This is a genomic window from Bacillus sp. NMCC4, from assembly GCF_002998555.1.
Classification (GTDB): domain Bacteria; phylum Bacillota; class Bacilli; order Bacillales; family Bacillaceae; genus Bacillus.
Map to the genome: position 1 here is coordinate 423,918 of NZ_PVRA01000001.1, position 13,532 is coordinate 437,449.

At 38.2% G+C, this 13,532-nt stretch carries 10 protein-coding genes; 2 read left to right on the forward strand and 8 right to left on the reverse strand.

The window, feature by feature from the left end:
* Nucleotides 1-118: 118 nt before the first annotated feature.
* From C6Y02_RS02255 to C6Y02_RS02270, 4 genes are all read right to left on the reverse strand, one after another.
* Entirely contained in the window at nucleotides 119-691 is a 573-nt protein-coding gene (locus tag C6Y02_RS02255; protein ID WP_066031672.1) for a prolipoprotein diacylglyceryl transferase, read from the reverse strand.
* Between the two features lie 233 nt (nucleotides 692-924).
* The gene (locus tag C6Y02_RS02260) at nucleotides 925-2,415 is read right to left on the reverse strand and encodes an N-acetylmuramoyl-L-alanine amidase (protein ID WP_106030731.1); all 1,491 of its coding nucleotides are present in this window, start codon (nucleotides 2,413-2,415) and stop codon (nucleotides 925-927) included.
* A 23-nt stretch (nucleotides 2,416-2,438) separates the two neighbouring features.
* Nucleotides 2,439-4,547, reverse strand: a complete 2,109-nt coding sequence (locus tag C6Y02_RS02265; RefSeq protein WP_106030569.1) for a SpoIID/LytB domain-containing protein — start codon at nucleotides 4,545-4,547, stop codon at nucleotides 2,439-2,441.
* A 24-nt stretch (nucleotides 4,548-4,571) separates the two neighbouring features.
* The gene (locus C6Y02_RS02270; protein ID WP_024423640.1) at nucleotides 4,572-4,895 is read right to left on the reverse strand and encodes a hypothetical protein; all 324 of its coding nucleotides are present in this window, start codon (nucleotides 4,893-4,895) and stop codon (nucleotides 4,572-4,574) included.
* 182 nt (nucleotides 4,896-5,077) lie between these two features.
* On the opposite strand from C6Y02_RS02270, the gene tagU reads away from it, so the two are divergent.
* The gene (tagU, locus tag C6Y02_RS02275; protein WP_034660171.1) at nucleotides 5,078-5,998 is read left to right on the forward strand and encodes a polyisoprenyl-teichoic acid--peptidoglycan teichoic acid transferase TagU; all 921 of its coding nucleotides are present in this window, start codon (nucleotides 5,078-5,080) and stop codon (nucleotides 5,996-5,998) included.
* Nucleotides 5,999-6,220: 222 nt separating this feature from the next.
* Here tagU and wecB read toward each other — a convergent pair whose 3' ends face one another.
* Nucleotides 6,221-7,360: a non-hydrolyzing UDP-N-acetylglucosamine 2-epimerase gene (gene wecB, locus C6Y02_RS02280; RefSeq protein ID WP_106030570.1), complete on the reverse strand. Its 1,140-nt coding sequence runs from the start codon at nucleotides 7,358-7,360 to the stop codon at nucleotides 6,221-6,223.
* Nucleotides 7,361-7,629: 269 nt separating this feature from the next.
* Between wecB and galU the strand changes: the two genes are divergently transcribed.
* The gene (gene galU, locus C6Y02_RS02285; protein ID WP_034660174.1) at nucleotides 7,630-8,511 is read left to right on the forward strand and encodes a UTP--glucose-1-phosphate uridylyltransferase GalU; all 882 of its coding nucleotides are present in this window, start codon (nucleotides 7,630-7,632) and stop codon (nucleotides 8,509-8,511) included.
* A 26-nt stretch (nucleotides 8,512-8,537) separates the two neighbouring features.
* Here the strand turns inward: galU and tagH are convergent, their stop codons facing one another.
* The 3 genes from tagH to C6Y02_RS02300 form a co-directional block, all read right to left on the reverse strand.
* Entirely contained in the window at nucleotides 8,538-10,142 is a 1,605-nt protein-coding gene (tagH, locus tag C6Y02_RS02290; RefSeq protein ID WP_106030571.1) for a teichoic acids export ABC transporter ATP-binding subunit TagH, read from the reverse strand.
* Nucleotides 10,143-10,161: 19 nt separating this feature from the next.
* The gene (locus C6Y02_RS02295) at nucleotides 10,162-10,989 is read right to left on the reverse strand and encodes an ABC transporter permease (protein WP_060597419.1); all 828 of its coding nucleotides are present in this window, start codon (nucleotides 10,987-10,989) and stop codon (nucleotides 10,162-10,164) included.
* A gap of 172 nt (nucleotides 10,990-11,161) precedes the next feature.
* Entirely contained in the window at nucleotides 11,162-13,528 is a 2,367-nt protein-coding gene (locus C6Y02_RS02300) for a CDP-glycerol glycerophosphotransferase family protein (protein ID WP_106030572.1), read from the reverse strand.
* Nucleotides 13,529-13,532 lie beyond the last annotated feature (4 nt).

Here is a 13,532-nt window from a genome sequence, read left to right on the forward strand (position 1 = left end):
CAAATGTAAATGCGCTGTTAAGTCTTGTAAAACTGTGTTAAGAATGTGCACTTATATCAAGTTATGCCCTTTTCAACGTAAAAAAGACCCGCAATTCTGCGGGTCTCCGGGTCTTTCTTTATTTTGCTTTGACGGATTCGATGGTTTTTAATCGAAGGGTTCCGTTTGCATCTTTTGTATAGGTTACTTTCACTTTTGATTCTTCTTTTAAGCTGTTCACTTGTTTAGAAAACGCATTTCCGAACTGAATAGCTACTTCTTTGCCATCAATGTTCACAGCAATGGTATGTCCATCAGCCAAACCGACATATGTGCCTTCTTTGGTGACTTCATTTTTCTTATTTGTTGTTGATTCTTTCTTTGTTTTAGAATCAGCTTTTGATTGATCCTTAGCAGGTTCTTCTTTTGTGATTTCTTTACTTGAGCTGTCTTTTGCCGCTTCATCAGATTGACCAGCTTGCTCTTCTTTTTGAGCAGCTGTTTCTTTGCTTTGATCATCTGCTTTTTCATTAGATGACTGATCTTCTGTTTTTTCCTCTGAAGCATTTTCTTTCTTTTGATCAGCCGCTTCGGTTGTTTCCTTTTTGCTGTCATCCTTATTGTTGTCGCTTGATTGATTTGTTGTGCCGCATGCTGTAAGTAATACACCTAGAAGCAATACTAGAAACGGCATTGTGATTAATTTTTTCAAGATCGTCACCTCTTCATGATTTGTCGATTTGCTGTCGCTTGAAGATTCATGCGTAAACCATTCACCTTCTATGTTTCAATTATAACAAAGATAACCAAAAATGAAATGTATTTTTAACTTGACACATTATTGATTACCCGATCACTTCATAGACTTTTGAAAAAAGGCTGCCGAGAGACGTTCTCGAGCAGCCTAAGAGGAGTATCTGAGGCACCCCTCATGTTTGTATTTTCTTATCTAAAGTAACCTGACACACCGCTTGAAATGCCTGACGCTAAACGATCTTTATACGTAGCAGATTTCAAGATGTTTGAATCAACTGGACTGGACACAAAACCAGTTTCTAAAAGAACACTCGGCATTTTAGAATATTTAATCACGTAGAATCCAGCTGTTTTCACACCACGGTCTCTTGTACCAAGTGCACTGACCATTTTAGGCTGAATGTTTTGCGCAAGCTTCAAGCTGTTTGCAGACGCATAGGTTTTGTCATAATACGTTTCTGTTCCGTTTGCACTGCTGTTATCATTTGAGTTGGCATGGACACTAATGAAGATATCTGCTTTCGCATTCGCACCTTTGCTCACTCGTGTTTGAAGACTGTCAAATGTGTCTGATGTTCTTGACATGGTAACAAGTGCACCAGCGTTGTTTAATTTCGTATTTAAACGTTTTGCTACATCTAAATTCAAGTTCTTTTCATATAAACCGTAGCCTACAGCTCCTGAATCATGTGCACCATGACCTGGATCAATGAATACTTTTTTTCCGACGACAGGATTTTTTAATTGATTCACAACAGTTGGTGTCACCGTATTTGTACTGCCTACGACAGTAAATTTGGTGATTTTTTTACTGCTAATTGTTGCTCTTGTTACTTTTGGTAATGTCTTTTCATTCGTTAGAAGCAATGCTTTGTTTTGCTTCGCTGCGATCCCTGCAGCAGAAGATGAAGTGGCATAGCCAAAACCTCTTCCTACATAGGTATTATACGTGCTCATATTATACTTTTTCACAATATTAGCGGCAACGTCATAACGAGTGGAGCCTTTGATTCGTGTTGGAGATTTCAATTGATTATAAGCTGCTTTTGTGACGTAATTTTCTCCACCGACGACAATGGTTTGTTTGACATTGCTTGCTTTTGCAACAGAAGCGATTTCAGAACGAAGTCCCTTTTTATCTGTGTAGAGAATTGGGAATCCTTTTTGTGCTGCTACCGGTGCAATTGCAATCCCATGAGCATAGAAGGAACCTTCAACGACAACGACGCCTGCTGGCTTTTTCATTTTTTTCGCGATATTTGCAGATAGCTCATATCGATTTTTTCCTGAAATACGTTGTGTAGAGATACCCATTTTCTTCACTTCGTTGACTACGTTGTTCGACACACTTGATGTACTGCCTAAAACGATAACTGTCTTTGTTTTTAAAGCCTTTAGGGCTTTTTTCGTGTCACCCGAAAGACTCTTACTGTTTGTATAAAGAACTGGTCCATTTTTTTGGTGTGCAAGTGGAATCCCTGCTGTTGCATCTGCATACGCAGTTTTCCCTACTAAAACGACTGTACTTGCAGTTCCCCATCCCTTTTTCGCTACGTTTGCTGCTACAGCATATCTGCTCCCGCCATCAATTCGTGAGACGGAATTATCTGCTGAAGCTGTCGGAACAATAACGAAAATGGCGATAAGGCTGAGGATGGCTGTTTTCATGCTTGAGCGCATCATCTATGTCCTCCTTTAACCCTTTAATAGTTTGTTAGTTTTGTACCTGGATAGTAGAACGAAAGTATGGAAGAATATGAGTTTCCAGATTCTGCTCTAGCTTTGGCTCCGTATTGGCTCATACCAATGCCGTGACCATATCCTTTTCCTGAAATCGTAAAGTCATTTGTATTGTTTTTGACAGACGCAAATGTGCTTTTCACCTTTGTTGCGCCCATGACGGATCTAAACTCGGTCATCTTCATACTTGCCGTTGTGCTTTTGTTTACTGCATACGTGCCTGTTTTATTTTTCAGATGATATGTCAGCTTGATCGATACCGTCTTCGCACGCTGGCCTTTTGTTTTTCCTGAGAATGTCAGGCTTGAGATGGATGCAATCTTCATATCAGATGCAGCTGTTTCTTTGTTTTTGAGTAGCCATGATTTGAGACCAGCAAGGTCCGCTGCATTTGTCTCTTTTGTCTTAGACCACTGAGATGCTGCTGTGCTAGCAGTCAATGTTGTGCCTAGTTGTTTTTTAGAGAGTTTTAGCGTCCATGCATTGACCGGATCTTTTGTATCCTTTTTGGCCACTAAGTACGGCAGTGCATTTGCCCACACTTCTTCACTTGCCTCTGTATAACCGCCATTACTAGAATAATAGGTTGCTGAAATGAGCTGATTGTTGTATTTCAGTACCTTCCCTTTTGTGGCATCGACAGCTTTTGTCGAATTCGTGTACCAGTTATATCCTCCATATACTTGGAAGGCAGTTGTATCAGGTACGACTTTTCCAATACTTTTCACTGAATACGTTCTAGCGGCAACTGCCTGTGCTTTTAGCGCTTCAACATGCCAGCTTGCAGGCATTTCATTTGGTACTACGCCTTTTAGATAGTCTTCAAATGGAATATTTTCGAGAGTCGGCCTGATATAACCTGATTCAATTGCAAAGTTGACGCTGCCTAAGTACGGCTTCCCTGCAATTTGAAGGACATTTTTCGTTGAATATTTCTCAGGAACAACTCTTACTGTGTTATACGTCTTTATGCCTTTTAATGAAATTTTTCCGTTAGAAATATTCAATTGGTAGTTTTGATTTTTTTTCAGATAGACTTGTTTAGCTAATGAGTTTTTCAAGCTATCTTTAATCGCACTTGTGCTACCAGCAAGGTGATAAGCATATGTACCCTTTTGTTTCAGCAGTGCTTTTAGTGACGCTGTGACAGAATCTGGTTTCACATACACAACGGTACTGTTAGACTTTGCAGCCAATTGAGACAGCGGCATAGCATAAATATAGCTAGAGGCTTTTGCCAAATAAACTTTATCTGCATTGATATTTAATTTCTTAATAATATTCACAGATAGTTCATAGCGATTGGCACCACTGATTCTTGTCACCTGTGACGTTTTTTTAATTTGATTCTCTACTTTTTGTCCCGTACTTTTCGTACTGCCGATGATGATGACTTTACTTGGCAGCTTGTAAGACGGAATGGAATCTTTTTTTGTTAACAGGATTGGATATCCCTTTCTCGATGCATAGGATGCAATCGCAATCCCATTCATAAATGAGTTTCCGCCGACAACGACAGCTTGCTTATAGTTACCCATTTCTTTAGCGATTTTTTGAGAGATTTCAAACTTGTCTTTTCCACTAATACGTCTGACTTTGCCATACTTTTTAATAGATTTCTCAGCAGCTGTGGAAATACTTTTCGTGTTACCGATGATCAGGATGTTATCCGGCTTCATTTTCTTCAGCTGGTTTTCAGTTGTTTTTGTCAGTCTTTCAATGTTTGTATACAAAATGGGTGCGCCTAGTTTGTAAGCTAACGGTGATACAGAAATGGCGTGATCAAATGCATCACGGCTCACAATGACAACAGTTGATGGATTCTTCCAGCCGGCAGACGCGATGCTATTAGCAACTTCGTATCGATTTTTGCCATCATATCTTTTCGTGACAGCCACATTCGATCCTGACAGCTTGTATTCTCCAGCTGTGGATAGATCCATCGTTTTTTTATTTCCGATATAATTAGACAATTTCACTGAAATTGTCGAGCTAGCCATGGCAGACTGAAAGGGTGCGACTAGTAGAGTCAGTGTCATGAGAACAATAAGTGTAACGCCTGTTTTCTTCAATTTTGTTCATCCCGCCCATCTTTTTTACTTCTGTTTTTCAATCTTTTGAATTTCCTTTTGACCACTGTCATTGATAAAGTAAGAGATTTCTACTGTGTCTCCTGGTTTGAATTCATTTAACACATCTTTAAAATTATCCGTAAATTCATAGCTTAAGGTCGTATTCACTTTTTTCACTTCGACTGTATGTGCATCAGCCATTCCAATAAATTCAGCTTTTTCTTCCAGCACCTGAGGAGTTGAACTGCTTGTCTTGTTTTCTCCCGAGGACTGCTCAGCCGTTCCACATGCTGTGAGCACGATACCAAGTAGTAGTATTAAGAACGGTAAAACGACGATTTTCTTCATTTTTTTCACCTCATGTCTTTGTATCGTCTTATAACTTAATATTTTAAGGTAAATTTAAGGTTTTTTGAAACCTTTTTTTTGTTACAACGTCTATATCTAGGTTCAGAGTAAAAAAATAACTTGTTTATCAAGATTCGTAAACCTATAATCATGGAAGAATCATAGAAAAGGTGAGGGACATTATGAGAGCTGAAAGAAAACGAAAGAAAAAAAAGGTTCTTTGGATTGTTTTATCGATTATTGGCTTATTCGTATTAGCAACTGGCGGATATGCATATCATCTTTGGAATACAGCAGCATCAACCGTGGCAGGCATTCAGGAGAATTTAAAGAAGTCAGATAAGCGTGACAAAGATGTCGATTTAAATAAGAAAGACCCGATTTCTATTTTAGTTATGGGTGTCGATGAAAGAAAGAATGACCGCGGTCGTGCGGATACATTAATATACATGACCGTTAACCCAAAAACCAAAACGACCGAGATGGTGAGTATCCCGCGTGATACGTATACAAAAATTGTCGGAAAAGGCACAATGGATAAAATCAACCACTCCTATGCATTCGGCGGCACACAAATGGCAGCAGATACAGTAGAGGAATTGCTTGATGTACCTGTTGATTACTTTGTGAAAGTCAATATGGAAAGCTTTAAGGATATTGTCGATACACTTGGCGGCATTACAGTTAACAGCACATTTGCTTTCAGCTATGACGGCCATTCATTTGGTACAGGAGAAATTAATCTAAATGGTGATCAGGCCCTTGCCTACACAAGAATGAGAAAGCAAGATCCAAAGGGTGACTTTGGACGTCAGCAAAGGCAGCGCCAAGTCATTGAAGGCATCATTGCAAAAGGGGCAAACATTTCATCTATTACGAAGTTCGGCGATATGTTCAAAGTCGTGGAAAACAATATGAAGACCAACATGTCCTTTGATGATATGTGGACGATGATGAATGACTACCGTGACGCAAGACAGCGTGTGGAGCAGCACGAGCTGAAAGGAACAGGAGCACGCATCAATAACATCTATTATTATCAGCTTGATGATAATAGTTTGGCTAAAGTGAAGAAGGAATTGAAGGAAAGTTTGGAGCAGTAAAAAAGAAGACTACATGACTGTAGTCTCAGGCTGTCGAGAAAATCTCGACAGTTTTTTTGAAGGTTTAAACACACCGTATATTGAATGAACTCCAAGTGAAAAACACCATATATCGTTTATCGAACAGTTCAAAAGACAAAAATGAGGGTTTTGTGGACATCTTGTCTTAAAAACCCTCACTTTCTCTTCAAGCTGAGACTACATGACTGTAGTCTTCTTTTTTTATGATGTAAATGGGGCAGGTTTTTCTTCACTTAATCCAAATCGATGGAGGAGCTCTTCGACAATTCGTCTCGAGGCTTGTCCGTCACCATAAGGGTTAGACGCCTTCGACATATTGTCATACTCTTCCTGATCTACTAGCAGCTCTTTTGCCATTTTGTAAATGGTCTCTTCATCTGTACCTGCAAGCTTAAGCGTGCCGGCTTTCACGCCTTCTGGACGTTCTGTTGTATCACGCAGCACTAATACTGGCTTCCCTAGAGAAGGCGCCTCCTCTTGTACACCGCCAGAATCCGTTAAGATAAAGTGCGAAGTGGCAGCAAAGTTATGGAAATCAACGACTTCAAGCGGTTCAATTAAGTGTACCCGATCGAGACCGCTAAATTCTGTCTGAGCTGCATCACGTACAGCAGGGTTTAAGTGAACAGGATAAACGACCTGAACATCTTCAAACTCTTCTACAACACGTCTAATGGCTCTAAACATGTTTTTCATCGGCTGTCCGAGATTCTCTCTGCGATGGGCCGTTAACAAGATCATTTTATCCGTGCCTATTTTCTCTAAAATAGGGTGCTGATAGTGCTCAGTAACCGTTGTTTGCAGGGCGTCAATCGCTGTATTCCCTGTCACACAAATGGTCTCTTCTTTTTTATTTTCAATTAAAAGATTCTGCTTCGCTTCGTCTGTAGGTGCAAAATGAATATCGGCAATAGTGCCTGTCATTTGACGGTTCAATTCCTCTGGGAAAGGCGAATATTTATTGTGTGTTCTCAATCCAGCTTCGACGTGACCGACTGAAATTTGGTGATAAAATGCTGCCAAGCTTCCTGCAAAGGTTGTTGTAGTATCCCCATGGACAAGGACAATATCAGGTTTTTCTTCTTGGAATAATTGATCTAGCTTTAACAGTGCATTTGATGTGATTTCAGATAATGTCTGGCGCTGCTTCATGATGTTTAAATCATGATCTGGCGTAATCGAAAAAGCCTCAAGAACTTGATCAAGCATTTCTCTATGCTGGGCTGTTACAGTGACAATTGAATTTATCTGTGGATGTTTATTTAATTCAAGGACAAGTGGTGCCATTTTGATCGCTTCAGGTCTAGTACCGAAAATAGTCATTACATTTAGTTTTTTCACTTGTTTAATCCTCTTTCCTAGTATAGTACTTTCAATTATACACAATTTGGAGGATAAATTTAATGATATAAAAAAAGAAATTTACATTGAATTAACGTTAAATTTCTCTTTCCTTTACATTTAACATATAAAATATGAATTATCTAAAATTCATTTTAGTGAAATCATTTGTCTTTCCTATGATTTGTAAGTTACACTTTAAACAGACGACCAAGAACAAACATTGAATGATTAAATCGGTTATCTATGTAAGGAAGGTGCAAAGTTCATTGAAAAAAGTACGTAAAGCCATTATCCCAGCTGCAGGTCTTGGGACACGTTTCCTCCCTGCAACAAAAGCTATGCCTAAAGAAATGCTGCCAATCGTTGATAAACCAACCATTCAATATATTATTGAAGAAGCTGTTGAATCAGGAATTGAAGACATTATTATCGTCACTGGAAAAGGGAAAAGAGCCATTGAAGATCATTTTGATTTTGCACCAGAGCTAGAGCGCAACCTGGAGGAAAAAGGAAAGAGCGAGCTTTTAGAAAAGGTGAGAAAATCCTCTAACATTGCTGACATTCATTACATACGTCAAAAGGAACCTAAAGGACTTGGACACGCCGTTTGGTGCGCACGCAACTTTATCGGTGATGAACCTTTCGCCGTTTTATTAGGTGATGATATTGTTCAAGCCGAAACACCCGGACTTCGCCAGCTGATGGATGAATACGAAAAGACTCTTTCATCTGTGATCGGTGTTCAGCAGGTGGCAGACAGCGATACACATCGCTACGGGATCATTGATCCTCTTACACAAGAAGGACGCCGCTACCAAGTGAAAAACTTTGTTGAAAAGCCGCCGCAGGGAACAGCACCATCCAATTTAGCCATCTTAGGACGCTACATTTTCACGCCAGAGATCTTTATGTACCTTGATCAGCAAGAAATTGGTGCAGGCGGAGAAATTCAACTGACAGATGCCATCCAAAAGCTGAATGACATTCAGCGCGTATTCGCCTATGATTTCGAAGGAAAACGATACGATGTCGGTGAAAAGCAAGGCTTCATCGAGACGACTCTAGAGTTCGCTCTTCAAGATGAGGATCTAAAAAAGAAACTCATTCCATTTATGAAACAGCTTCTCGAAAAAGAAGAAGTGAATTAAAAAAAGCTGCCGGGATCGGCAGCTTTTTATTTGATCACTGAAATCGTCAGTGTATGCTGTTCATTATCAATGACAAACAAGTTGTTTTCGCCCTTCACTGCGAATTTCGTTTGTTTCTCATTCATCCAAACGTTCTGTTCTGTCAGCCCAAGTGTTGAAGGAGAGATTGACATGATCTCACGGAATACCATCGTATTCGCTTGACCATTTTGAATGACATAGTCGGCTTTCTCTGTGGTCAATCGTTCAATCATTCCGCCTTGATTACTTTTGATCGAGCTCAGCGTTTGCATTCTTTGCTTAAGCACAGATTCTTCTTTTCCAAGGAAAGAAAGTAAATACTCATACGAGCCTGCAGATGCGGGCGATACATAGGAATTGAACTGACCTGGTCCAATGGATAATGACTTTAATTCTTCTGCATGTTGAAGCCCATCAGCTTTGACAAAATACGTCTCTGATGCTGTTTTGATTTGAACGGTTTGTTTATTTTCAGCGACAGCTTGTACTTCTTGCCCAAATGGCAAAGTGACATCTGCCTTCTTTTTCATGGCTTGATCTTTGTACACCGTGAGTGGATCTGCCGTGACAATTGCCTGTCGATCCACCTTTTTCATATCAGGCGCCCCTTTCGATAGCGGGTTCTTTGACTGAGGCGATTCTGTCTTATCTGATGGGATGGCGCCAAACGTCGCCAGTGTACGAAGCGGGCGATCCGAAAACATCGATAAGGCAAGTAAAATAGTTAAAACAGCTATTATCGTCACTTGAAAGGCTGGTCCAAAAAATGAACGTCGTTTTCCGTTCTCATCATATCGAGACACCTTTTCTGTCTTTTTTTGTACGCCTTTACGCCCTTCTTTGTGTTTCAATTGATATTCTTTTTTTTCTTTTTTGGAAAGCTTGTTAAACCATTCAACAAACTCCTTATACTCTTTCACGACCTTCTTCGTATCATCAAACATACGAAGCTCACCATAATGCATCCAAGCCACTCGGTCACAGATTTTTTGAATTTGGCTAATGGAATGGCTGACAAAAAAGATCGTCTTCCCTTGTTCTTTGAATTCTGTGATTCGATCCACGCATTTTTGATAGAAGGTTTGGTCACCAACAGACAATGCTTCATCAATAATCAAGATATCTGGATCGATATGCGCTGAAATGGCGAAGCCAAGACGTGATTTCATTCCGCTTGAGTAGCTCTTCACAGGCTGATCAATAAAGTCACCGATATCCGCAAACTCTACGATTTTTTCATACAGCTCGTCTATCTCTTTATTCGTCAGCCCCATCATTAAGCACTTGAGGCGAATGTTGTCTTTCCCGCTTAATTGGTTGTTCAGCCCTGCCGCAATGGCAATTAACGAAGGCTGGCCATCCATATCAATTTCACCACTTGTTGGTGGAATGATTTTCGCAAGAAGGTTCGACATCGTTGATTTTCCAGATCCATTGATCCCTACAAAACCAATCGTCTCGCCTTCATATACATCAAATGACACATCACGAACAGCAAAGAAACCTTTTTCATTTTTATTAGGAAAAAACAGCCCTTTAATCTTATCTGACTGCTTTTTATATAGGACGTATTGCTTGGATACGTTTCGAAACGAAACCTTTAGTTTCATCGTATAATCTCCTTACTTTTTAAAGAAAATCGACAAATTTATCCCTAAATTTCATATGAAGCAATGAACCGACTGTTAAAAGAAGAAGCGTGATCAGCCAAAAATAAAGCGTATATTTCACATCATGGAAGAACCATTCTCCCTTTAACAAGCTATTTCTAAAACCATCAATAATGTAGAAAAGAGGATTCAATCTTAATATATCCCCGATCCATGCTTTGTCTCCAGTGAGCTTCTCTGAGATATTCCAAAAAATTGGCAGCAAAAAGAAAAGTAAACGTGTCACGGATTGTAAAAGAAATTGATAGTCTCTCACGAGTACGCTAATCGTGGAATTAAACAAACTAAACGAAAACATAAACGCGATCATACAAATAAGATAGTATATATATTGCAGCCAGTGCGCATCAGGATATATGCCATAGGAAATCAGCACAATCAGATAGACACCCATCATGACAAAGTAGCTGAACAAGTTGGACATAATCACCACAGACGGCAGCGCACTAATAGGGAAATTCATTTTCGATACCATATTAATGCGTTTAAATACACTGTTTGATCCATCAAGTATCGTCGGACTAATGAAGAACCAAGGGATTAATCCGGCAAGCATCCAAATGATAAATGGAACTTCCATCCCTCCAATGACAATTGGCTGTCCTCCGCGAATTCCCAGACCAAAAACAAACCAGTAAGCCAGCATTTGAATCAATGGATTTAAAAACTGCCATAAAACACCTAAATAATTCATCTGATATTTTGATTTTGTTTCATAAACAGCAAGTCGCATAATCAGCGGAAATGAGCTAATTTGCTCCTTTAATATCGTCAACATTGCGTTCATTCTAATCTTCCTTAGATATAAGTTTTTGGGATTACTTTTTTAAAAAGCACCGCTCATAATTGTAACAGATAACGATGCACATTTCACCTTATAACAAAAGTCATGCACGTCAAACTAGAAGACAAAAAACCCCTGAATCCTTTCAATCGTTGATTCAGGGGGTCCTAACATATTAGATAATTTGATGTTCTTTTAAGAAATCCGTAATTCTTTTCGTATTCTGATTATCGTTAAAGCTGTTGATTTTCAGATATTTTTCTTTATATTCATCTTCCACAACATACTGACGATCGATCGCATGTTTAACAATCCGAATCAGCTCTTGTGTATTATATGCTATCGGTCCTGGTGCATTTTCATCGTTTACAGGAGGAATCGCCTTATACTGTCTAATCAAGTAATCTTTTTCTTCCCAATAAAAAATAGGATAGGCACCTCTATATTGTGCATCATAAATAGCAGAAGAATAATCAGTGATAAACACTTTTGACACTTTTAGCGCTTCCGATGGGTTATCAGAAATAAGATGTTTATACTGAGGCAGGTTTTGATAAACGTACTGCGAAAATTTGTTATGCGGTACAATTAACAGACGATCAAGAAGACCTGCTTCTTCAAAGCTTTTGATGATTTTGATCAGAACTTTATAGTAAGATGTTTCTTCAATTCTATTCGTATAAATAAGACCCTCTTCCCAATATCGGTAAGTTGGCATAAAGGCGATCTTATCTGCACCGTCTACTAATTTGGCATGATCAAAGGTTGCTAGCCCTGTCAAAATCAAATCCTCACGATCATAGTTCATTTTATAAAATTCACCGGCCTCTAATTCAGAGCTGATGACCGATTTATAAATATTGTATTGATTCTTGTCTTTATGGAATCCAAAGGCCATTGGATTATCAACCGGTTTAGCAAACATAATTCCATGCTGTAAAAAGACGAGTGGAACACTCATGATTCTCTCTCTGAGATGATCAATATATAATCTATCATTCAGAACATGGTTAGATAATTCACTTGATATAAAATAACTGGCATTAAAGATACTTAAATAATGTCTGAGACTATATTTCGGTATGATACCCTTTCCATATTTCGCTTTCAATGCTGGATATGCGCTTGATTTCTTATTAAGAATAAAGTAATTTTTTGAGCCTGTTTGACAATTGTCTTGTACGTAGTCATACACTCTAATAGCTGATTCATCTGCTTTATCACTCTTTTTCTCAAAAAACAAATTCACACCATAATTTTTGTCTTTATAGAATGATGATAGGATACTCGCTATTTTTATTTTCACTTTACTAAATAAAGAATATTCCTGTGAATAAGGAATAATGGTCGATGTCACATTCCCAAATAGATTTGTTCTTAGTACTTGAAGCTTGTCCCCATTCTTTTTCGTGATATATGTTTTGACCTTTTTATCCTTTTTTTTCAACCTTAAACTATGGATAATTCGGTGATCATTTCCTACGAACAAGTTATTGTGGATTCTGCTGTCTAAATCAAGATCATTTAACGAAATTTTAAAGAAACCGTATCTTTTCAAGAATTTAATCTTCCTAAATGGTCTTATAAATTTCGCCAGCTGGTGCTCAGAATTTCTAATGTAAAGATATTCATATTTTTGATCTGAATTATACGCATAATGCGTCAATCTTCCATAAACATAAAAACTATTAAACAAACTAAAGATGCGTAATCTCGACGTATGTTTTGTAACGAGATATGGGTTTCCTCTTACTAAGTAAACGCCATTCGTTCTGACATAGATGTAATATCTTTGTTTATTAATCACCAAGATATTGAGAATATTGTCATCTTTGAACTGCTCCAAGGTATCTTTACCAAAAACTTTAAGCGGCTGATATCTAGGAACGAGTCTAAAGTTGACGATTTTCTTTTGATCCGTCACTTTATTTAAAATTTTGATTTGATTACGATTATTCACAGTCACTTCAATATCTTTATGTTCCTGCATCACATCAAACAAAATTTTCCTTACATTTAGTTCCTTATTCTGACAATCATAGGTAATAACAAAGTGGAAAGCACTGTATTTAATAAAGGAGATATCCACAAATCGTCTACCTACCTTTTTAATGGGCAAATCTATTTTATAATTCCGATTGATCTCATCTACATTCAGCAGCCCTGAAAATAATAACAGTTCCTCTTCGCCGCTGTATAAGCCATAGCGATCTAACCCTAACTGCTTGACATAGATATCATCAAATTGATTATTAATTTCAATGGGAAGTACTTGATCTGGCTGGATCATGTCTGAGCTTTCTTTGACAATATATAAGTTATGATCCTTAGCATAGAGATAGATCATTTCATTAGAATTGTCTATTGTGGATTCAAAAATCATCTGATCCTTTACATTAATTTCGCAAATCCACTTTGATTCATTTACATTTAGCTCTTTAAATTCATAAGTGCACAATTTCTCTATGTTATCAATATATAAAACTAACTTGTGTTCATCTAAATTAAGAATTTCTAAAAAATTATGATAAAGTTTGTACATTGAA

Coding starts and splice junctions, on each gene's coding strand:
- C6Y02_RS02270 (WP_024423640.1), bottom strand. CDS start 4,895: ATGAAGAAAATCGTCGTTTTACCGTTCTTAATACTACTACTTGGTATC.
- C6Y02_RS02295 (WP_060597419.1), bottom strand. CDS start 10,989: ATGAACGCAATGTTGACGATATTAAAGGAGCAAATTAGCTCATTTCCG.
- tagH (WP_106030571.1), bottom strand. CDS start 10,142: ATGAAACTAAAGGTTTCGTTTCGAAACGTATCCAAGCAATACGTCCTA.
- C6Y02_RS02300 (WP_106030572.1), bottom strand. CDS start 13,528: ATGTACAAACTTTATCATAATTTTTTAGAAATTCTTAATTTAGATGAA.
- C6Y02_RS02260 (WP_106030731.1), bottom strand. CDS start 2,415: ATGCGCTCAAGCATGAAAACAGCCATCCTCAGCCTTATCGCCATTTTC.
- tagU (WP_034660171.1), top strand. CDS start 5,078: ATGAGAGCTGAAAGAAAACGAAAGAAAAAAAAGGTTCTTTGGATTGTT.